This window comes from Micromonospora maris AB-18-032 (assembly GCF_000204155.1).
In the GTDB taxonomy this organism is placed as follows: Bacteria; Actinomycetota; Actinomycetes; order Mycobacteriales; family Micromonosporaceae; genus Micromonospora; species Micromonospora gifhornensis.
Window position 1 is genome coordinate 4,279,363 of sequence record NC_015434.1, and the last position, 21,640, is coordinate 4,301,002.

A 21,640-nucleotide genomic window follows, 5' to 3' on the forward strand; every position below is an offset into this window, starting at 1 on the left:
ACACGATGGGGACCGGGCCGTCACCCGAGCGTCACGAACACCCCCCACCGACACCGGTGTCGGTGACGCTGCGTTGACGCAAGCTGTGGCTCAGCTGTACGACCCCGAACCTGAACATCACTACGATTGGCCAGTTCAGAGGCGCTTTCAAAGATGACGTACGAGTTACGTAGCCGACACGCACATTGACCCAGAGTAACTGCGATTGATAACCTTCACGACGGTCCGACCCGGCTTCGCGCACGGTTGCGCGACGTTCGCAGTCGACAGTGGCGTCACGGCGGCCACGCCGGGGCCCGGCCATGCCCGCAGACAACGCCTTGCGCAGGGGGTGCCCGTGGCCGATTCGCCCACGCCGACCACCGGGAAGCTCCGGGACGCCGAGGTCCGACTTCATCTGCTCGGCGGTTTCCGGCTGACCCACGACGACACCCCGGTGGTGGTGCCGCGTGGCCTGCAACGAGTCATCGCGCTGATCGGGCTGCGGCCCGCGACGACCCGCACCCATCTGGCCGGCCTGTTGTGGCCGGAGACCACCGAGGAGCGGGCCCTGTCGTCGTTGCGGACCGCGCTGTGGCGGCTACGGCAGGACCCGTACTGCCCGTTGGCGACCAACGCCGACACGGTCCGCCTCGACCCGGCGGTGCAGGTCGACGTCGACAAGCTGGTCGACACCGCCGGCCGGGTCCGCGACGGTCAGACCCCGGCCGACGCCGCGCAGGCCCTCGCCGCGGGGCGACACGACCTGCTGCCCGGCTGGTACGACGAGTGGGTGCTGACCGAGCGGGAACGGTTGCGCCAACTCAGACTGCACATGCTGGAACAGGTGGCCGGTCACCACCTGGTCGCCGGGCGGCACGGTGAGGCGCTCGACGCGGCGCTGGAGGCGATGGCCGCGGAGCCACTGCGTGAGACGCCGCACCGGCTCGTGGTGCGGATCCACCTCGCCGAGGGCAACGCCTTCGAGGCGGTGCACGCCTTCTACGTCTACCGCGACCTTTTGCTGCGCGAACTGCGACTGGAGCCCTCCCCCGCGATGAGCGCGCTGCTCGACGACACCCTGGAACCGATCCGCCGCGCCAGCCAGGCGGCCTCGACGTCACGTCGGTACCCGGCGCTGCGGTCGACCCAGCAGGGCGGTTGAGCACGCTGACAACGTCACCGGATCGACGGTCGACGTTGACGGTCAGGTGACAGGTCCGCAGGCAGGGTGACAGGTGCGTCCGGCGAGGCAGCCGGCGCGACCACCGGTGAGAGGGGACCGATGAGCAGCCGTCTCGTTATCGTCAGCAGGATCATCCCGGGCGCGGAGGGTCGGGTGGCGCAGATCTTCGCCGAGTCCGACGCGACCGAACTGCCCGGCCTGACCGGGGTACGCCACCGCTCCCTGTACTGCCTGCACGATCTGTGCGTACACCTGATGGAGACCGAGGACGTCGGTGCCGACGCTTTGGCGACGGCCCGCAACCACCCGCTCTACCGCCAGGTCAACGAGCGGCTCTCCGCGCACACCTCGCCCTACCTGCCGACCTGGCGCTCGCCCCGCGACGCCATCGCCAACTGCTTCTACCGCTGGGACGGCGCGGACGTTCCGGCACCGCGTGCGGCCAGCTGACCGGACGGCACAGTGGTCACCCGGACACCGCACGTCCTGATCATCGGCGCCGGCACGGGCGGACTCTGCCTGGCGCACGGGCTTCGTCGAGCCGGCATCGGCGTCGAGGTGTACGAGCGCCATCGCACCCGGGCGGACGGGCTCCTCGGCTACCGCGTGGGGATCGGCCCGACCGGCAGCCGAGCCCTGCGCGACTGCCTGCCGCCCGAACTGTTCGACATCTACCTGGCCACCTGCGCCCGATCGCCGCGCTACTTCAACGTGCTGGACCAGAAGCTGCGGCCCACGGCATCGTTCCCGCTGCGCCCGGACACCCATCCGGTCGACACCGAGCGGTCGGTGGCGCGGATGACGCTGCGCCAGGTGCTGCTGACCGGCCTGGAGGACGTGGTGCACTTCGACCGCACCTTCACCCGGTACGAGCAGCACCACGACGGCACCGTCACCGCCCACTTCGCCGACGGCAGCACCGCCACCGGTGACCTGCTGGTGGCGGCGGACGGCACGCAGTCCGCGGTACGCCGGCAGTACCTGCCGCACGCGGTGATCCGGGACGCCGGCACCATCAACATCGCCACCCGGATCCCGCTGACCGACGACACCCGGGCCCTGCTGCCACCGGCGGTGCAGCGGGGCATCTCGCTGATCTTCGGGACCGGCGGGATGATGGGCGTGCTGCACGTGATGGAGTTCAAGTGGGACGCCGACGGTCGACTCAAGCCGGACGTCGACCCCGCCGATGCGGCGCTGCTCGCGGACTGGCCGGGGCTGCGGCACGACAGCACCCGCGACAACATCAACCTGGTGGTCTGGAGCACCGCCCGACGTTTCCCCGAGGACGTGATGCGTCGCCGGGGGTCGGAGTTGATCCAGGTGGCGCTGGACCTGACCGCGAACTGGCACCCGCGGCTGCGCCAACTGCTCCGGCAGGCCGACCCGGACAGCGCGCTGCCGATCCGGGTGTCCACATCGGAGCCCGTGCCGCCCTGGCACAGCAGTACGGTGACCCTGCTCGGCGATGCGATCCACACCATGACACCGGGCCGGGGCGTGGGCGCCAACACCGCGCTGCGGGACGCGAACCTGCTGCGCCGTCAACTGATCCTCGCCGCCGCCGGTGAGAAGTCGCTGGTGCAGGCGGTGGCCGACTACGAGGCGGTGATGGTGCCGTACGGCTTCGCCCGGGTGGCCGACTCGTTGGCGCGCAGCGGCACCAGCGGCGACGACCGGATGTACAAGCCGGTGTTCGGGCGGCTGGCCCTGCTCGGCGCGCGGGGCTACTTCCGGGTCACCAGCCGGGTGCCCCGACTGCGGCGCAAGTTCGTCGATGATTTCTACACCTATCGCGGCGAGGAGGACTGAGCCGGCAGACGACCTCCACCCGTACCGACGATCCCGGCGCCCGCGACGGCGCCGGGATCGTCGGCGTCGCCGGGTGGGCACCCTCCGTTCCGCCGTGGGCACCGCTGGTAGCCCCCGTCGTGACGACACGGACTGTTACCTGACCTGCCTGTTGCCCACGTCGCTGGTATGCGAAGCTTCGGCGAGTTTTTCTCGCCACGATCCGGACATGAACTTCAGGGAGGTTTGCCGTGATCGACTCCGTCGGCAATTGGCTGATACTGCTCGTCGTGCTGTTGGTGGGCCTGGCCGGGGGCTGGGTGCTGCTGCGCAGCCGCCGTGGCGAACCGCCCGCGTCGACGCACCCCACCACCAGCCAGGCGCCGGTGCCGGCGTCCCGCCAGCCCGCCGACACCGAGCAGTCGAGCCCGGGCGGCCAGCCCGCGTCGTCGGAGCCGACACCCAGCGTGTCCGCCGAGCCGGTCGCCACGACCGACGCGCCCACCCCCGTCGCCACGATCGATACGACGGCACCCGTCGCCACGACGGACACGCCCGAGTCGGTGGCGACCACGGACACCCCCGAGCCCGTCGCCACGACGGATACTGCCGAGCCGGTCGCCACGACGAGCGTCGCGGAGCCCGACAGCGCGACGGAGATCCCCGAGCCGGCCACCACGACTGACGCCTCCGAGCCGGCCACCACAGCGGACACCGCGGTGGCCGCCGGCACGACGGCCGAGCCCGAGTCGGCACCGGCGGTGTCCGTTCCGGACGGTCCGGCGGAGCAGACGGTCGAGGAGACCGCGTCGGCTCGTCCCGCCGTGGCCACCCCGCCGGTGCGGCGCAAGGCGACCACGCCCCGCCCGCGCACCCGGGCCACCCCGGCGGCCACCACCGACGATGCCCCGGCCGCCCACGCCCCGGCCCTCGACGCCAGCGACGCCGTCGACGACTTCCGGCGGATTCAGGGCGTCGGGCCGAAGATGGCCGCCGCCCTGCACGGCGCGGGCATCCGCACCTACCAACAGCTGGCGGAGTTGGACGAGGCCACCCTGCGGGACACCATCCGGGGTGCCGGGCTGCGGGCCACCGCGAGCCTGGTGACCTGGCCACAGCAGGCAAAGATCCTTTCCCGCCAGCCCGGCGACACCGCCTGAGTGGGTGCAACTTCGGGGAAGATGTCGCCTCGGTGCGGGCAATGGCAGCACCTTCCCCGAAGTTGCACGGGCGGCGGGTGATCGGGGTGCCTCGCTCTGCGGGGCGGCAACGCCGGTGTCCGGTGAAGTCGGGGGTGTCGTTAGGCGGAGAGCGCGGCGGGGTACATGGCCGGGACACCCTGCTAGCACCCCCGACCGTGGAGGAAGCCATGCGTGGCACGTCGATATTCGGAGTCCTCGTGGTGATCTGGCTCGTCATCGGCGCGATCGCCGCGGGTCAGCGCGGTTACTACAGCGACGAGGAAGCCAACTGCGCCGAGGTCGGCACGATCCTGGTGACCATCGCCGCCGGTCCGCTCAACTACGTCGGCGCCAACCCGAAGGTCGACTGCGAACTGCCCGAGCCCTCGCAGTGACCCGGTACGACGACGCTGCGTCCAGCCTCTCGTACGGCCCGGTCGTCGAGACCAGGCGGCCGGAGGCCGGACGCAGCGTCGTCGGGTGGCTCCTCGCTCAGCGGAAGCAGTGCGCGACGGGAACCTTGCTGCCCAGGCAGTTGGTAGGGCTGTTGTCGACGACGATGCTGTCGTCGTCGATCTTGACCTGGGCCCGCTCGGCCTGGATGCCGCCGGCCTTGACTGTGGACCGGTTGCCGACGATCAGGCTGCGGTACACCGAACTGGTGCCGGCGGTGACGAAGAGCCCGGCGCCCTGCGACTTCTTGCCGACCGCCTCGTTGCCCTTCACGTCGGTGCCGCGCACGAGCAGGTTGGACTTCGCGGCGTAGACGCCACCGCCGTTGCCGCGCGTGGTGTTGCCACTGATCACGCTGTCGTCGATCGGTAGCAGGCCCTGCACGGTGGAGATGCCGCCACCGGCGACGGTGGCGAGGTTGTCCCGGACGGTCAGCTGACCGAGCACCAGCACCGCGTCGGAGTTGGCCAGGCCACCGCCGGTCTGGGCGCTGTTGCCGGCGACCAGGCTGTCGAAGACCTTGGTACGGGCCGAGAAGCTGGCCAGGCCGCCACCCTGCGCGGCGTTGTTGCGGACGAACGTGGACGAGTAGACGTCCCCGGCGGCGCGGAAGTTGGCCAGCCCGCCGCCGTAGCTGACGGCGCTGTTGTGCCGGAACTCGGTGCGGTACATGGTCATGACACCACCGTTGAGCAGGCCCCCGCCCTTGCCCTCGGTGCCGGCGGCCCGGTTGCCGACCAGCGTGCTGTCGCTGATGCGCAGGTTGCCGTCGTTGAAGATGCCGCCACCGCCACCGTCGGCGGACAGCGACGTGCTGTTGGCGACGGTGACCCGTTCGACCACTGCGGTCGCGCCGTGCACGATGTGGATGCTGCCACCCTCGGCCTTCGACCGGCCGTTGAGCAGGGTCACGTCGCGCAGGGTGAGTTCGCCGCCGTCGCGGACGGTGAAGAAGCGAAAGTCCGGCGCGTGCACGCCACGGGAGATGGTCGCGCCGGAGCCCTCGATGGTGATCGCGTGGTAGATCACCGGCAGGCCGGCGGTGTCGTGCGCCGGGTTGCGCGGCGGCGCCTCGGCGTCGCCCGGGTTCTCGGCGGCGTCGGCGGCCTCCCGGGCGTCGCGGATCCCACCGTCGTACTCGTCGGCCTGCTGGAAGGCGTGGGTCAGGGTGTACGTGCACTTGTCCGCCAACCGCAGCAGGCCGCCGCCCTCGGCGTTGACCCGGACCAGCGCGGCGATCAGCCGTGTGGAGTCACAGGGCACCTGTACGGCCTTGTGCTGGGGCGCACGCCCGTTGCCCCCGCTACGCGGGCCCTCGGGTTCGTCGGGCCGACCGTTTCCGGGCCCGCCGCGCTGCGCGTCGTCGGGACGCTGCCACTTCTTGTCCCGGTCCTGCTCGTCCCGGTCCGCCGATTCGGCGTCCCAGGGTCCGTTGTCGGCGGAGAGCGCGGCGGGCCGGCCCTGGGCCGGCGCGGGCGTGTCCCGGTCGATGGCCGACGCGGCAGCGCCGCCGAGACCCGCCACCGCGGCCACCAGGCTGCCGGCCGCCAGCCCGCCGGCCAGATACCAGGGCGATCGGCGCCCGCGTCGGGCCGGTTGTCGGCCCCCGAGGTACGTGGACATGAGGGTTCCTGCCTCTCGTGTGTGCGAAACAGACGCCGCGCCGAATCGGGCGCGGAGCGGCTGACCTCGCGGTAGCCACCAGAGGCAACGTACGACCAACAAGGGCCGAAATCCGGCATAAGTGAATAAGTACGCCCTTCGTCTTCATGTTGCTGTCCTGGTCGCGAACCGGACCGCAGGGCTCAACCGCCGACGTGGATACCGGGACGGCGGGAGGGATCGGGCTCGGACTTGCGCAGGATCTCCCGGACCACCGGCGGCGTGTCACCCCGGCCCAGGATCAGGTACCGCAGCAGATGCGCGATCGGATTGCCCTCGGACCACTCGAAGTGCGCGTGCGGACGTACGCCGGTGGCGTCGCGCAGCGCCAGCAGGACCGCGGCGATGGCGTTGGGCGCGGCCGGGCTGCTGGCCCGTAGCACCCGGTAGCCGCCCACCTCGACCCCACGGACCCGCAGCACGTGCCGGAACCCGGACGGGTCGACCACGTCGATCTCCAGGAACAGCACGTCGGTCGCGCCCGGCACCGGGTTCTGCCCCCGCTGCGCCCGTTCCTTGATGGTGTACTCCTTGACCGCGCCGCTGCGCCGCTTGTGCGCGATCACGTGCAGCCGACCGTCGTGGGCCACCGAGTCGGCGATGAACCGCCGCGCCGCCTCGTCGAACTCCACCCGTTCCGCCCGCAGCTCCGTGGTCCGGCTGACCCGCGACACCAGGGAGACGGCGATGATGCCGAGGATGAACAGGCCCGAGATGGCGATGCCGTCCGGCTTGGTCAGCACGTTCTCGGCCAACGCGTACAGCAGGACCAGGGTGAGCACCGTGAAGCCGGCGGCGGTCGCGCGCTGGCGACGGCCGAGCGCGGCGATCGCCACCGCGACCGCGGCGGAGACCATCATCGCCAGGATCCCGGTGGCGTACGCCCCGGCCTGCGCGTCGACGTCGGCGCGGAAGAGGACGGTCAGGCCGATGCAGATCACCGTGTAGACGATGACCACCGGCCGGATCGCCCGCGCCCAATCCGGCGCCATGCCGTACGACGGCAGGTAGCGCGGCACGATGTTGATCAGACCGGCCATCGCCGAGGCGCCGGCGAACCACAGGATCAGCACGCTGCTGAGGTCGTAGACCGTGCCGAACGCCTCACCGACGTGCTCGTGGGCGAGGTAGGCCAACGCCCGCCCGTTGGCCGCCCCGCCCGGGGCGAACGCCTCGGGCGGGATGAGCAGCGTGGTGACGAAGGTGGTCGACAGCAGGTACACCGACATGATCAACGCGGCGGCGGTGAGCAGCCGCCGGGTGTTGCGGATCCGGGCGGCCAACCGGGTCTGCGCGTCCGGCCCCTCCCCCGCGACCAGCGGCATCATGCTCACCCCGGTCTCGAAGCCGGAGAGTCCCAGCACCAGCAGCGGGAACGCCAGCGCCGCGGTCAACGCCAACTGCCCCGGTCCGCCGCCGGCGGTCAACGCCGTGGTCCAGTCGGTAAGCACCCGGGGGTCACCGGCGATCTCGACCAGGGAGACCACCACGATCACCGCGTTCAGGGCGAGGAAGACGGCGACCAGGGGTACGGCCACCGCCACCGCCTCCCGGAACCCGAGCAGGAACACCCCGCCCAGGATCAGCAGCAGCACCACGGTCACCACGACCGCGACGGTGGTCCCGCCGAACGCCGCCGGCAGGTACGGGTTCTGCAACATGTGCACGGTGGCGTCGGCCGAGGAGAGGGTGATCGTGATGATCCACGAGGTGGCCACGAAGCCGAGCAGGATCAGCACGAAGATCTTGCCCCGCCAGAACGGCAGCAGCCGTTCCAGCATGGCCACCGAGCCCTGGCCGTGCGGGCTGTCCCGGGCCACCCGGCGGTACATCGGCAGCATGCCGAACAGGGTCAGCACCACGATCAGCAGGGTCGCCAGCGGGGAGAGCGCCCCGGCGGCCAGCACCGCGATGCCCGGCAGGTACGACAGGGTGGAGAAGTAGTCGACGCCGGTCAGACACATCACCCGCCACCAGGCATGCGACCGGGAATGCCCCTCGGCGGTCTCCGGACCGACCGGCTGCACCTGGTGCATGAGCAGCCACCGACGCAGCCGGCTCGGCGGCATCGCCGGACCGGGCGGACGCACCGCCACGTGCTCGGGCACGGCGACCCGTCGACCGGCCCGCTCGCCCGGCCGGGTCGGGTCGCGGGCGGCACGCAGCGCGGGCTCGGGTGTGCCGGACAGCTTCCCCCGGCGGCCCCGGCCACGTCGCGCTCTGGTCCCGTCCCCCATGTTCTGGCCCGCCCTCCCCCCACTCACTGCCCCGACCGTAGGCGGTCGCCGAACACCACCTCGACGAAACGGTCAAAGCCGGCCGACACCGCCGTCGGGTGCCGCCGCGAGGGCGTGGGCCAGGGCGTCCGGATCAGCGACGGTCACCGTCATCGCAGGGTGGCGCAGCCATCGGCCGGGCAGCAGGGCCGGCACCGGTCGCCCGAAACGGATACAGAGTCCCCGCGCGGTGCTGCTGCCGAAGGTGACACCGACGTCGGCGGCCGACAGGTGCGGGCCGATCGCCCGCCACCAGCGGTACGGGCCGCTCTCCTGGACCCCGGTGACGTTGTCCCGGGTGGTCCGCAGCCGCCAGGGCCCGAAGCGCACCGTGACCTCGTCGGCGTCGACGTCGACCCAGGCCGTCGACGGCCGGACACCGAGCAGGGCCAGCACGGGTCGCCACGGTGGATCGAAGCGGAACTCGAAGCGTCGCCGGCTCATCCGCGGGCTCCCCGGCCGGCACGGTCTCCCGGTCGGGCGGGACGTGCCGGGGCGGAGGGGCGAGGTCGGGGCCGTGCTGCGGGACGGCGCCGGGACACAGCGGTCATGGGTGCGGCGTACCCGCAGGAGGCCGGCCGACACCCCCCGGGCCGGCCGACCCCCTGCTCCCCCCTGGTCCGATCCTGGCGATGCCCCCCGGCTGCCGGACCGCCCCCGCGCCCCGCCCACGGGCCGGGCGCGGGGACCCCCCGTCCCCGGCTACTGCAGAAACGCCCCCAGGGGCGAGAGCAGCAACCGACCGAGCGCCGCGGCCGTTTCGTCGAGCCGCTTACGCTCGCGTTCGTGTAGGTGCGGGTCGTGCCGGCACCGCCAGACCCGCTGTGCGTTGCGCCAGGCGACGTCGCGCGTGTATCCGATCAGTTCGCCCTGGTACCAGTCGTCGATCTCCCCGTTGAGCATGTCGATGAGCAGCTGCCACCGCTCCAGGTAGCCCCGGCGCAGACCGGGGATCTTGTCCGCGAAGATCTTGTTGATCTCCAGGTAGTCGCGGTGCTGGTCACTTCCGTCGACCGGCTCGGACTCCAGGTGGGCGAAGGTGGTGACCAGCGCGAACGGCAGGTCGAAGTTGATGTGCGCGTTGACTCCGGCCGCCGCCGAGGGCAGCGGCCGGGCGTCCGGGCCGCGCATCCGCTCGAACAGACAGGACCAGGCCTTGGGCGTGCCCGGGCTGGAGTCGGTCCACAGCCGCAGCGCGTCGAAGTAGCGGGCGGCGAACTCCACATCCAGTCGGGACAGGAAGGCCGGGTCGACGAACCGGTCGGCGTACAGGCCGTCCAGCACGCTCGTGGTGATGGTCAGGTACAGCTTGTTGAAGTCGGCCAGCGGGCAACTCTCCAGCAGCGGAGGCAGCCGGACCAGCATGTCCTGCAGCTTGGTCAGGTGGTCGACCACCGCCGGCACGTCCGTCGGGTGGTCGGCGAGCAGGTCGACGATGTCCCCGTGTATCGGCCCCCAGACCCGCTCGCTCATGTCGTCCTCCACGCTGATCGTCGCCGCCGCCGTGCCCTTGCGGCGCCGGGCTCAGCCTTTCAGGAGGGCCCCCGCACGACATCAGTAGAACTACCTATCCGACACCTACGCCTGACTACGTAGGAAGATGGCACTGGCCTGGACCCGGGTACGTACCTGAAGCTTGTCGAAGATGTGCGACACGTGGACGCCGATGGTCCGTTCGCTGATGTACAACCGCTGGCCGATCTCCCGGTTGGTCAACCCCTCGGCCACCGCGGCCAGGACCTCACGCTCGCGGGCGGTCAGCGCGGCGAGTTCCGCGCCACCGTCACCGTCCGGCTCGCGTGCCCCCAGCGGGCCGGCGTCCTCCAGCGTCACCCGGGCACGACCGGCGAGGGTACGGATCTCCTCGGTCAACGGCACCGCGCCGAGCCCCTGGGTCGTCTGGTACGCCTGCCGCAGCAGCTTGCCCGCCGTGGCGGTACGCCGCCGACGCGCCAGCAACGCCTCCGCCTGACGCAGCCGCGAGTACGCCGCCGGATACGGATGGTTGCGGTGGTCCCACTCCGCGGCGGCCCGCGCCCACAGGTCCGGATCGGTCACGTCGAGCCGGCTCACCTCGGCGGCGCAGAGCGCCAGATAGCCGTCGACCACGTCGCGCACCGGCTGGGCCGCGCGCACACTCTTCTCGGCCACCCGGTCGACGATCTGCCGCAACCGGCGCACCGCGTTGTCGTCGACGGGAGTGCGACTGGCCTTCGCCTCCGCCTCGGCACGCAGACCGTGCCAGACCAGCACCGCGACGATGACCAGGTCGTCGGAGCGGGTCTCGGTCAACCCCCGCTGCACCGCGTGCCGGGCCACGTCGTGGCGGCCCTGCCACATGGCCAGCCCGGCCCGCAGGGTGAGCAGCGGAATCACGTGCCGGGCACCACCACCGGCCAGCATGGTGGCCACCGCGTCGAGGTCCCGGTCGGCCGCCTCGATGTCGCCGTAGCCCACCGAGAGGCGGCACCGGGCCAGCAGCAGCTCGACCGCGTCGGTGCCGGAGGGGCGATGTCGCAGCGCCGCCGCCACCACCTTCTCCGCCTCGGCCCACTGCCCGACCCGGAACAGACCGTTCGTGGCGATCGCCAGCAACCGGGTCTCGTAGCTGCGACCGAGCCCCAGCTCGGCCACCCGCTCGGCGCCCCGGCGGGCCACCACCACCCCCTCCTCCATGCGGTTCAGCGGCCCGGTGAGCAGCTCGGCCAGGTGCAGATAGGCCAGCGCGACGTCTTCGGGCCGGCCGGCGCGTTCGGCAGTCGCCAGCGCGCGACGCAGCACGGCCAGCCCGGCGTCCGGATCCTGGCGGTACGCCTCGGAGAAGCCCAATGCCATGCTGGCCAGCACCACCTCCGTGGTGGCGTCCTCGGCCTGTTCGGCCAGGCTCAACGCCTCCTTGGCCCACTGGCCGGCGTCGGCGTACCGGCCCAGTTGCAGCAGCAGCTCGGCCAGGTGCGCGGCGGCTGTGGCCCGCTGCCGAGGGCTGCAGTCCGCGGCGTCGAGGGCGCGTTGGTACTCCGCCTCGGCCAACGCCGAGCGGCCGGCCGCCGCCAGGTAGCGGGCCCGGCGGATGTGCAGCTCACAGGCCGTCTGATCGGCGTCGATGGCGGCCAGCTTCTCCAGCAGGGCCAGCGCACGGGCGTACTCGCCGCAGTGGTGGGCGGCCTCGGCCGCATGCCTGAGCAGCGTCGCCCGTTCCGCGTCGGGCAGCCCTTCGGCCAGCTCCACCGCGACCGACCAGTGCCGGTGCGCCTCCGCGTAGCCGTACAGCCGCTCCGCCTCCTGCGCGGCGGCCACCGCCGCCGGCAGCGCCCGCTGCGGTTCGCCAGCCAGCCGCCAGTGGTGGGCCAGCCGGGCCTGGTGCAACTCCCCCGGCGCGGCGGTCAACGCCTCGGCGTAACGGCGGTGCAGCAGAGCCCGCTCGGCGGGCAGCAGCTCGTCCTCCAGCACCTCGGCGACGAGTCGGTGCCGCAGCCGGTATCCGTCGTGGGAGCTGACCACCAGCCGGTGGGCCACGGTCGCCCGGATCGCGTCCAGCAGGTCCTGTTCGGGTAGTCCGACCACCTGGGCGAGCAGCCAGTGGTCGACCGGCTCCACCCCGGCGGCCACCGCGTGCACGACCCGGTGCGCCGGCTGCGGCAACGCGTCCACCCGGGCCAGGAAGACCTCGCGCAGGGTGTCGGAGAGCCCGTCACGGCCGTCCCGCAGATCCCGGGCGAGCTCCTCGACGACGAACGGGTTGCCGCCGCTGCGCTGACACAACCGCTCGACCGCCTCGGGAGGCAGCGGCCGGCCCACCACCGCGGCGGCGAGCTGCTCGGCGGCGGCCCGGTCCAGCGGGGCGAGGTCGAGCACCTGCACCGAGCGCAGTCGACGCAGCTCGGTGAGCACCCGGCGCAGCGGATGCGCCCCCTGCAGAGACTCCGAACGCACCGCCGCGAGCACCGACAACTGAAGGTCGCCGAGGCCGGCCAGCAGATACAGCAGTAGCTGCCGGGTCGTCCGGTCGACCCATTGCAGGTCGTCGAGGACCAGCACCACGGGCCGGCCGCCGGCGATCACGCTCAACCCCCGGGCGACGCGCTCCAACAGCGCGCCCGCGCCGTCCGGGCTCGCCGCGTCCTCGGCGAACATCGCCAGCAGCGCGCGGACCGAGGCGGCGGCGGCCGGAGGCAGGTCGACGTCGAGACGACGCAACGCCTGCCGCAGCGGATGCAGGGGTGAGGCGTCGCCGATGTCCAGACAGGAGCCGGTGAGCACCAGCGCACCCGCGTCGCCCAGCCGTTGGCCGAGCTCGCGGAGCAGTCGGGTCTTGCCCACCCCGCTCTCACCGGTGAGGAAGACGGCAGCCGTGCTTCCCGGCGCCACATCGTCGAGCAGCGCGGCGCGCGCCGTCGCCACCAGGTCGGCCCGACCGACGAGCGGTGTGCTGTCCACGTCGCTGGCCATGGCTCGCAGCCTAGTCACAGCCGCCCTTCCCGTTCTACCGCCGCCGCACCCCTGTCCCCCACCTCGCGTCGACATTGCGACCAACCGGTTGCGCCCGGCCGACATACGTCGTTCTGCCGATCCGCCGGTCAGACCTGCGGTGACAGTCTCCCCGCAACGTCGACCCACGCGGGGAGAGGCGGGTGCGTCCGATGCCAATGTCCACCATCGTCCGTGCTTACGGACCGACCAGCCGATTGCGCTGGTCGGTGACCGAACAGCGGCGGACCGTCACCGTGCTCTTCGTCGACATCGTCGGGTCGACCCGGCTGGTCGACCGACTCGACCCGGAGGATGTCCGGGCCCTGCAACGTGTCTACTTCGGCACCGTCGCCCGGGTACTGCGCCGCTGGGACGGGGCGGTGGAGAAGTACGTCGGCGACGCCGTGATGGCTCTGTTCGGCGCGCGCACCGGTGACGGGTGGCAGGCGTACCGGGCGGTGCGGGCCGGCCTGGAGATCCAGCGGGCGCTCGACCGCCGTACCCCCACCCTGGCCCCCGGGCTGCGGGTGCGGGTCGGGGTCGCCACCGGCGAGGCGGTGGTGGACCTCGGGATGGGGCACGACGGCGGGCACGGCGTGGCCAGCGGCGCGGTCATCACGCTGGCCGCCCGGTTGCAGGGGTACGCGCCGCACGGCGGGGTGGCGCTCTGCGCGGTCACGCACCGCGCCGTCGCCGGCCTGATCGCCCAGCAGCCGATGCCGGCGGTGACGGTGGCCGGCAAGGACGTGCCGATCGACATCTGGCTGGCCACCGGCACGCTGCGTCCGGAACTGCCCCCGGCCGACAGCCCGCTGCTCGGTCGACGTCGCGAGCTGGCCGTCGCCCGCGAACGCCTGACCGAGGCGGTACGCGGAACCGGTCCACGGCGGCTACTGCTGACCGGGCCGCGCGGGGCGGGCCGCAGCCGGTTGCTCCGCGAACTGATCCGCAGCACTTCCACAGTGAAGGGTGCCGCGGTGCGCTGGTGCGTGACGGCCTGCCCGCCGTACCCGGACGGTCCGCTGACTCCGCTGGTGGACCTGCTGCGCGGGCTTGCCGGGGTCCGCGACACCGACGACGCCGCGACGGTACGCCGCCGCCTGTCCGCCGCCCTGCACGGACAGGTGTCGGCGCAGTGCCTGGCGGCGACGACAGCTGCGGTGACCGGTGCGCCCGGCATCACCGGCGTCCGAGCCGCGGCCTGCTGGCGGGAGGTGCTGCTGAGCCTGGCCCGGCGGCAACCGGTGGTGGTGGCCGTCGACGATCTCGACCGGGCCGCGCCGGCGCTGCGTCACCAACTGAACCTGCTGCTCGACCAGGCCACGGCCGACGGCCTGCCGCTGGCGCTGGTCGCGACCGGGACCGACGAGGTCGCCGGATGGGCCTCGGTGCCGTTGCGTCCACTCGACGCGGTGACCACCGGCCGGTTGCTGCACCGGCTGCTGCGCCGAGCCGGACGGCCGATCTCGCTGGTACGGCACCTGATCCCGCTCGTCGGCGGCAACCCCGGATACGCCAGGGCGTACGTGGACGCGCTCGACGGCGACGCGCCAGCCCCTCCCCCGGTGCCGGAGAGCGTGCGCCGGATCGTCGACGCCCGGCTGGACCGTCTCGACGATCCGCTGCGGGTCGCCCTGATGGCCGCGACCGCCTCGCCCCGCTGCTCGGCGACGCAACTGGCCCGCATGGTGGGCTGGTCGACGGAGCAGGCGGAACGGGCGCTGGCCGACCTGACCGGGGCGGGTCTGCTCGTGGCGCTGCCGACCGGCGGGCACCGGTTCGCCGATCCGGTGCTGGGCCAGGTCGCCGCCGCCCGGCTGACCCGCGCCCTGCAGGCCGCATTCGCCCGCCGGGCCAACCTCGCCACGGTGGCCAACCGGACCGGCATCCCCGGGGAAGCCGGTCGGGCGGGCATCGCCGGGGAAGCCGGTCGGGCCGGTATCGCCACCGGGACCGGCCAGGCGGGCGGTGCGGCGGAAGCCGGCCGGCCGGAGGAAGGGCGTGCGGCGGGGCGGGTTCGGGCCGGTGGGTCAGCCTCGGCGGCCGGCGGCCGCTCCGGCGCTGGACTGCTCCGACGGGTCGGGTCGGGCCGGGCCCGGGCGCAGGGATCGGCTGTGGCCCCGGAACTCGGCCACCACCTGCCCGTCCTCGCGGGTCACCGTGACGTCGTAGATCCCGCTGCGCCCGTACCGGGTGCGTTCGGTGGCGCGGGCGAGCAGCAGGTCACCCTCGTGCGCCGGACGGACGAAGGTGATCTCGCCACCGGCGGCGACGGTCACCGGCCCGTGGCTGTTGCAGGCGAGCGCGAAGGCGGTGTCGGCGAGCAGGAACACGAAGCCGCCGTGGGCGATGCGATGTCCGTTGACCATCTCGGCGGTGATCCGCATGCGGGCCACCGCGGCACCGTCCGCAGCCGTGATCAACTCGATGCCGAGCCGGTTCGAGGCCACGTCGGCGTCGAACATCTCGTGCGCGGCGGTGCGCTGCGGTTCCACCTGACTCCTGAGGCCGTGCGGTCGGGCGGGCCCCGCCCTCGGGCGACCATGTTATCGCCGGTGGCAGGGGCCGTCGGCATCCGCCGACGGCCCCTGGATCATCGCCCCGCCATTCTCTCTCTATTGCAAATCCTTGGCAACAACTCTGGACAGAGTCCGTGAGATGTAAGTAGCGTGTCCGGCCATGAGCACTTACATCTCCGATATCGACGCCTGGCAGGAGAGCTGGGACCGACAGCAGGAGGCGTACCTGCCGGATCGGGAGCAGCGCTTCGCCGCCATGCTCGACGCGGTCGACGCCATCCGCGACACCGCGCCGCCCCGGTTGCTCGACCTGGCCGGGGGCACCGGCACCATCTCACTGCGCGCGCTGCGCCGCTTTCCCGACGCCGAACTGACCCTTGTCGATCTCGACCCCGCCCTGCTCGCCCTCGCCACCGCCACGCTCGGTGACCGGGCCCGCATCGTCACCGCCGATCTCGGCCGCCCCGACTGGCACACCGCGCTGCCCCACCGGCACTACGACGCGGTGCTCACCGCCACCGCGCTGCACTGGCTGCCGGCCGAGCGGTTGGCCGATCTCTACGCCGAGGTGCGTGACCTGCTGCGCCCCGGCGGCCTGCTGGTCAACGCCGACCACATGCCCGACGACGGCCTGCCGGGGCTGACCGGGCGGCTGCTGGCCCGGGCGCGACAACGCCGCACGGCCCGGCACGCCGCCGGCGCCGCCCTGTCCTGGTCGCAGTGGTGGCAGCAGGCCGAGCAGGACGAGGCGTTGGGCCCGCTCGTACGCCAGCGCCAGGCGATCTACCCGACCGGCCACAGCCCGGAGTGGAATCCGCCCGCCTCCTGGCACCTTGCCGCCCTCTCCGCCGCCGGCTTCACCGAGGTCGGCACCCTCTGGCGCGCCGGCCCCGACGCCGCCGTGGTCGCCGTCCGGTGACCGACCGATCCTGGTACGAAAGCGCTTGGAGCGGCGGTTTCGTACCAGGATCTCGACTCAGCGGGCTGGGGGGCGGGCGGCGGGGATGAGGGCGAGGGTGGGAATCAGGAGGATGGGGACGATCAGCAGGGCGCGTAGCGTGCCCACCTGGTCGCCGAGCAGGCCGAGCAGGGGTGGCCCGGCGAGGAACGCGGTGTAGCCGATCACCGCCACGACGCTGACCCGTACGTGGGCGTGCTCCTCCTCGTCGGCGGCGGCGCTCATGCCGACCGGGAAACCGAGCGAGGCCCCCAGGCCCCACAGCAGCACACCGACGACCGCGACCGGACCGGAGCCGGCGAGCACCGCCAGACCGGCCCCGACGATGGCGAGCACCATGGTGACGCCCAGCACCGGCCCCCTCCCCCACCGGTCCAACGCCACGGTGCCGACGGTGCGACCCACCGTCATGCCGACGACGAAGAGGCCGAAGACCGCCGCGCCGGCCGCCTCGCTGAAGCCGTACCCGTCGATGAAGGCCACCGCGAGCCAGTCGTTGGCGCTGCCCTCGGCGAAGGCCACGGCCAGCACCAGCAGGCCGATGAGCAGGGTGCGGGGCTCCCGCCAGGCGGCGAGCAGGCGTCGACGTCGGTCCGCCGGGGTGCTGGGCTGCGCGTCGGGCTCGGCGGCCAGGAACGCCCGCGCGCCGAGGAGGGTGCCGGCCAGCACCAGCGCGGCCAGGACGGTGAGGTGCAGGGCGATCGACACACCCAGCCGGGCGGCGCCCGCACCGATGCCGGCACCGGCCACCCCGCCGAGACTCCACGCGGCGTGGAAGCGGGGCAGCACCGTACGCCCGAGCCGCCGTTCCACGGCCGCGCCCTCGATGTTCATCGCGACATCGCAACTGCCCGAGCCGTAACCGATGGCGAACAGGCCCAGCGCCACTCCGGCCAGTGAATCGAGCACGCTTGCCGACACCCCGGCGACGGTCAGCCCGACCGCCAGGATCAGCGTGGACACCACCACCGCGCGGGCCGTACCGAGCCGCTGGGTGACCAGGCCGGCGGTGGGCATGGCGATGATCGCGCCGATGGACATGGCCAGCAGGAGCAGCCCGAGGCGCCCGGGGGTCAGGTCGAGGCCGTCGCGGACCGCCGGCACCCGGGCGAACCAGGTGGCCACGGCCAGCCCGTTGAGCGCGAACACCACCGCCACGCCGTTGCGGGCGGCCAACACGGTACGGGAGGGGCCGGAACTGACCGGCGCGGCCGTGGGGATGGCGCTGGGATCCACCTGTTCGCGTTCCTCTCCTGGTGCCGACCTTCGCCACGATCCCACACCTGGGAGCGCTACCAGCACAATCCACCCGGTCCTTACCGCCGGACCCTCCCGCGAGGCATGATGCGCTCGGACGCCCGCACGAGGCGCGCAGGACAGGCAACGGGGAGCACATCATGACGACGGTACGACGGCACGCCACCCTGGAGGATGTCGCCCGGGCGGCCGGGGTGTCCCGGTCGACGGCCTCGCGGGTCCTCGCCGAGAGCGGATTCGCGTCACCGATCGCCCGGGAGCGGGTGCGTGACGCCGCCGACCGGCTCGGCTACGTGCCCAACGCAGCGGCTCGGGCGCTGGTGCGGGGCGCCGGCGTACGCCTGCTGGTGGCGGTCGCGGGCACCTCGCCGACGGTGCTCGACGACAGCTACCTCGACCAGGTGGTCAGCACCACCGCGCAGGTCTGCGCCCCGTACGGGCTCGGGGTGACGGTGGCGTGGGTGCCACTGGACCAGCCGGGACAGCTCGCCCGGCTGGCCGACGATCGCGCGGTGGCCGGCCTGGTGCTGGTCAACACCACCGAAGCCCTGCTCGATGTGGTGCCGCGCCGGCTCTACGGGCGGACCGCCTCGATCGGGATCGGCTCGACAGCCGTACCGTCGGTGGACATCGACAACGGCGGCGGCACCAGCGCGATCGTCCGTCACCTGTACGCCGCCGGCCGTCGACGGATCGCGATGGTGACCGGCCCGGCCTGGCTGGCCTGTTCGCGCCGCTCCGTGGAGGCGTACCGAGGGCTGCTGCGTGAGGCCGGGCTGCCGGTTCGGGAGGTGGCCGGGGACTTCAGCGCGGCGCGCGGCCGGTCGGCCGCCCGGGAGGTGCTGCACCGCTGGCCGGACACCGACGCGATCGTCGGGATCAGCGACGCGACCGCGCTGGGCGTGATCGACCAGTTGCGCGCCGACGGGGTACGGGTGCCCGCCGACGTCGCGGTGACCGGGTTCGACGACATCCCGCTGGCCTCGGTGACCGCGCTGACCACGGCGAGCCACCCGGTACGGCGGATCGCCGCCGCAGCGGCGACCATGGTGCTGGAGGAGCGTACGGCACCACCGATGACCATGTTCCCGTCGTCGCTGGTGCTGCGGGAGAGCGCGTAGCTGCCCTGATCAAGATGCGCAGGCGGCCAACCCTTCAGAATATCCATCCGCACCATTTCCAGCCTCGGCTGAATGTGACTGACCATCGGTAAGATCGGCGACTTGCTTATGACTGATCGCTGACTGATGGGTCGGACGGAAAGCGCACACACTGTGCCCATGAGAAGTGGGTCCGGGCGCATCAAGACACTCCACGGTGTGGTGTGCCTCGTCCTGCTGGCGGCCCTTTCCGGCTGCATGCAACTCAACATCGGGCTCACCGTCAAGGCCGACGACACGGTCAGCGGGCAGCTCCTGCTGACCGCCGAGCGCAAGGTCCTGACCTTGAACAACAAGACTGTCGAGCAGGGCTTCGCCGACCTTCGGCAGAACATTCCCGCGCTGCCGCCCGGCCCCGAGACCCCGTACGCGACCGACACCCACTTCGGTTTTCAGATCAACTACCAGAATATGCCTCTCGATCAATTCGACAGCGAGAGTCTGCGCATCGTCCGGGCGAACGACCGCTACGTCTTCACCCTGCCGCTCGATCCGAAGAAGTACGGCGGAAAAGTGGCCGAGCAAAACCCGGAAAATCAAGCCAGATTCATGTTGTTGATGTCCTTCGAGATCGCCGTGACCTTCCCCGGCCGCGTCCTCGACGTCAACGCCGGCGGCCAGGTCAACGACCGGACGGTGACCTGGCGGGTCAACCCCAACGAACCCAAGCCGGTCGAACTACGTGCCGTGGCCGAGGCGCCACCCCGACCGCCTGCCGCCGCCGCGGACACCGACGCCGCCGGTGGGCCGCCGTGGCTGCTCATCACCGCCGGTGCGGTGGTCCTGCTGCTCGTCGCCCTGCTGGTCGTCCTGCTGCTGCGCCGACCCCGCACGGCCGGCGTCTCGACCACGGCCGGAGACGGCAGTGGGGCCGGCGAGGTGACCACGACCACCGACGGCGGTGGGGCCGGTGACGCCACCACGACCGTCGAACCCACTGACGGCACCGCCATTGCGGCCGCGCCGCGCACCACGATTCCCGGCTCGCCGGGTGCCGGCTGACCTGGCCGGCCGCCGCCCGCCCGAACAAGGCGGACGACATCCTCCTCCCCACCCCGCACCATCGCGCATCGAAGGGAGATCGGCCATGAACGATCTCTTCACCTGGGCCGCGCTGGGCAGCCTGACCGGCGCGAGCGCCGCGACCCTGCTCACCACAAACGTCATCGGCGGCCTGATCGGCCCCAGCGCCGACAAGGCGCGCAAGTGGATCGCGCTGGGCATCGCGCTCGCGCTGTCGTACCTCACCGCGGCCTTCGCCACCGACGCGGGCCCGGAGAAGTGGATCATCGCGTTCTTCAACGGCCTGGTCATCTTCTCCGCCGCGCTCGGCATCAACCAGTTGCCGCCCGGCAACCGGCAGGCGACGCCGATCCAACTGGCGCAGGGCAACGAGCCCCGCTTCGTCCGCTCCTGGGCCTGAACGGAGCAGTGTCATGGTCTTCGGCATCATCAGCGCCGCCGTCCACGTCGCCGCCGGCGCGGTGCTCGGTCAACTCGTCGGCGGCCCGATCGGGCTGCTCGTCGGCGCGGTCCTCGGCCTGCTGGTCGGTGGCGTCTTCGGCTGGGCGATCACCTCGGCCCAGGTCTACGGACCCGATGCCCGAGGGGTGTTCCTGTTCGTGGTCGACCACACCTGGAGCCTGCTGAACACCCTGGTCGGCGCGCTCTACCTCGCCGTACACCTGCTGTTCGGTCATTCTCTGGACCGTGCCACCTCCCAGCACAGCTGCCGGGTCAACGTGCTGGAGGGGGTCTCCCCCCGGTACGCCACCACGCTCGGCACCGTCTGCGCCGGCTCCGGTCCGGGCATCCAACGGCATGAGGACGTGCACGTCTTCCAGGCCCGCCTGCTCGGGCCGCTCTACATCCCGCTGGTCGTGGCCAACTACGTGCTGTTCACCATCGCGCCGGTGTGGCTGCTCTACCACGACCACGCGGGCGCGCCGATCAACCGGTTCACCCGGTACTTCGAGATCGGCGTCTACCCGCACGTGTGGAACGAGGCCATCGCGTACCGCATCCAGGGGACACCACCGCGATGAGCGGCCCCGGGCCGATCGAGGGCGCCACCGCCGACCTGGCGGCGTGGCTGGCCGGGGCGGCAGGCGCCGCCGTTCCGGTCGGCCCGCCCGGGCCGGACACCGATCCGGGCGGGTTGACCCTCTGGCCGCTGGAACTGCGGCCGGTCCGGCAGACCCGGGGCAGCGGCGCAGCCGAGCCCTACCGGTTCACCGTCCGCTACCTGCTCGCCGTGGGCGGACCGGACGCCCTCGCGGCGCTGGACCGGGTGCTCGTCGCCGCCACCACCACGGGCACCCGCACGCTCACCCTGGAGGCCGGTGACCCGACACTGTGGACGGCGTTCGGCACGCCGCCCCGACCGGCGCTGCTGATCGACGTGCCCGTCCAGATCACCCCCGCGCAGCAGCCGGCCGCGCCGGTCCTGCACCCGCTGCGGCTACGACAACTGGACATGCTGACCTTCGACGGTCGGGTCGTCGGCCCGGCCGAGCAGCCGCTCGCGGCCATGCGGGTCGAGGTCGTCGGTCAGGCGTACGCGACCCGCACCGATCCGGCCGGCCGGTTCCGCATCGTCGGCGTACCCCACGATCCCGAGCAGCCCGGCCCGGTACGACTCCGGCTCACCGGCCGGGGTCAGGTGCTCACCGCCGAGGTCGATCCGACCGAGCCCGACATCGTCATCGTCTGCGCCCCACCGGCCCACTGACCCACCGACCCGATTCC

Annotated in this window: 17 protein-coding genes and 2 pseudogenes; 12 read left to right on the plus strand and 7 right to left on the minus strand. The window is 72.4% G+C overall.

Features of this window, described 5'->3' with window-relative positions:
• The first annotated feature begins 337 nt into the window (after positions 1–337).
• From VAB18032_RS18960 to VAB18032_RS18980, 5 genes are all read left to right on the plus strand, one after another.
• A complete protein-coding gene (locus tag VAB18032_RS18960) occupies positions 338–1,144 on the plus strand; it encodes an AfsR/SARP family transcriptional regulator (RefSeq protein WP_013734505.1) in 807 nt (268 codons plus the stop codon).
• A gap of 120 nt (positions 1,145–1,264) precedes the next feature.
• Entirely contained in the window at positions 1,265–1,615 is a 351-nt protein-coding gene (locus VAB18032_RS18965; RefSeq protein ID WP_043721276.1) for a TcmI family type II polyketide cyclase, read from the plus strand.
• Positions 1,616–1,627: 12 nt separating this feature from the next.
• Positions 1,628–2,977: an FAD-dependent oxidoreductase gene (locus VAB18032_RS18970; protein ID WP_013734507.1), complete on the plus strand. Its 1,350-nt coding sequence runs from the start codon at positions 1,628–1,630 to the stop codon at positions 2,975–2,977.
• A gap of 230 nt (positions 2,978–3,207) precedes the next feature.
• Entirely contained in the window at positions 3,208–4,116 is a 909-nt protein-coding gene (locus VAB18032_RS18975; protein WP_013734508.1) for a helix-hairpin-helix domain-containing protein, read from the plus strand.
• A 209-nt stretch (positions 4,117–4,325) separates the two neighbouring features.
• Positions 4,326–4,532 (plus strand): hypothetical protein, encoded by a 207-nt coding sequence (locus VAB18032_RS18980; RefSeq protein WP_013734509.1) that lies wholly within the window; start codon positions 4,326–4,328, stop codon positions 4,530–4,532.
• A gap of 97 nt (positions 4,533–4,629) precedes the next feature.
• On the opposite strand, the gene VAB18032_RS18985 is transcribed toward VAB18032_RS18980, so the two are convergent.
• From VAB18032_RS18985 to VAB18032_RS19005, 5 genes are all read right to left on the minus strand, one after another.
• A complete protein-coding gene (locus VAB18032_RS18985) occupies positions 4,630–6,213 on the minus strand; it encodes a hypothetical protein (protein WP_013734510.1) in 1,584 nt (527 codons plus the stop codon).
• Between the two features lie 182 nt (positions 6,214–6,395).
• Positions 6,396–8,489: an APC family permease gene (locus tag VAB18032_RS18990; protein WP_013734511.1), complete on the minus strand. Its 2,094-nt coding sequence runs from the start codon at positions 8,487–8,489 to the stop codon at positions 6,396–6,398.
• Positions 8,490–8,561: 72 nt separating this feature from the next.
• Complete coding sequence (locus VAB18032_RS18995) at positions 8,562–8,972, minus strand: hypothetical protein (protein ID WP_013734512.1); 411 nt, start codon at positions 8,970–8,972, stop codon at positions 8,562–8,564.
• A gap of 258 nt (positions 8,973–9,230) precedes the next feature.
• Entirely contained in the window at positions 9,231–10,001 is a 771-nt protein-coding gene (locus VAB18032_RS19000; RefSeq protein ID WP_013734513.1) for a DUF5995 family protein, read from the minus strand.
• A 105-nt stretch (positions 10,002–10,106) separates the two neighbouring features.
• Positions 10,107–12,977, minus strand: coding sequence for a helix-turn-helix transcriptional regulator (locus VAB18032_RS19005; protein WP_013734514.1), 2,871 nt, complete (start codon positions 12,975–12,977; stop codon positions 10,107–10,109).
• A 197-nt stretch (positions 12,978–13,174) separates the two neighbouring features.
• On the opposite strand from VAB18032_RS19005, the pseudogene VAB18032_RS32925 reads away from it, so the two are divergent.
• Positions 13,175–14,338, plus strand: a pseudogene (locus VAB18032_RS32925) (adenylate/guanylate cyclase domain-containing protein); the annotation flags it as partial.
• 762 nt (positions 14,339–15,100) lie between these two features.
• On the opposite strand, the pseudogene paaI reads toward VAB18032_RS32925, so the two are convergent.
• Positions 15,101–15,463, minus strand: a pseudogene (paaI, locus tag VAB18032_RS32930) (hydroxyphenylacetyl-CoA thioesterase PaaI); the annotation flags it as partial.
• Positions 15,464–15,677: 214 nt separating this feature from the next.
• On the opposite strand from paaI, the gene VAB18032_RS19015 reads away from it, so the two are divergent.
• The gene (locus VAB18032_RS19015; protein ID WP_013734516.1) at positions 15,678–16,436 is read left to right on the plus strand and encodes a class I SAM-dependent methyltransferase; all 759 of its coding nucleotides are present in this window, start codon (positions 15,678–15,680) and stop codon (positions 16,434–16,436) included.
• Between the two features lie 57 nt (positions 16,437–16,493).
• On the opposite strand, the gene VAB18032_RS19020 is transcribed toward VAB18032_RS19015, so the two are convergent.
• Positions 16,494–17,711 carry an MFS transporter gene (locus VAB18032_RS19020; protein WP_013734517.1) on the minus strand — a complete coding sequence of 406 codons (1,218 nt, stop codon included), beginning with the start codon at positions 17,709–17,711 and terminating at the stop codon, positions 16,494–16,496.
• Between the two features lie 161 nt (positions 17,712–17,872).
• Between VAB18032_RS19020 and VAB18032_RS19025 the strand changes: the two genes are divergently transcribed.
• The 5 genes from VAB18032_RS19025 to VAB18032_RS19045 all read left to right on the plus strand — a co-directional run bounded on the left by VAB18032_RS19025 (position 17,873) and on the right by VAB18032_RS19045 (position 21,623).
• Entirely contained in the window at positions 17,873–18,853 is a 981-nt protein-coding gene (locus VAB18032_RS19025; RefSeq protein WP_013734518.1) for a LacI family DNA-binding transcriptional regulator, read from the plus strand.
• A gap of 159 nt (positions 18,854–19,012) precedes the next feature.
• A complete protein-coding gene (locus VAB18032_RS19030; RefSeq protein WP_081476156.1) occupies positions 19,013–19,894 on the plus strand; it encodes an LppM family (lipo)protein in 882 nt (293 codons plus the stop codon).
• Positions 19,895–19,979: 85 nt separating this feature from the next.
• Complete coding sequence (locus tag VAB18032_RS19035) at positions 19,980–20,315, plus strand: hypothetical protein (RefSeq protein ID WP_013734520.1); 336 nt, start codon at positions 19,980–19,982, stop codon at positions 20,313–20,315.
• Positions 20,316–20,328: 13 nt separating this feature from the next.
• Positions 20,329–20,937, plus strand: a complete 609-nt coding sequence (locus VAB18032_RS19040; protein WP_013734521.1) for a hypothetical protein — start codon at positions 20,329–20,331, stop codon at positions 20,935–20,937.
• Positions 20,934–21,623: a carboxypeptidase-like regulatory domain-containing protein gene (locus VAB18032_RS19045; protein ID WP_013734522.1), complete on the plus strand. Its 690-nt coding sequence runs from the start codon at positions 20,934–20,936 to the stop codon at positions 21,621–21,623. The genes VAB18032_RS19040 and VAB18032_RS19045 overlap by 4 nt, the downstream gene beginning before the upstream one ends.
• Positions 21,624–21,640: the final 17 nt, after the last annotated feature.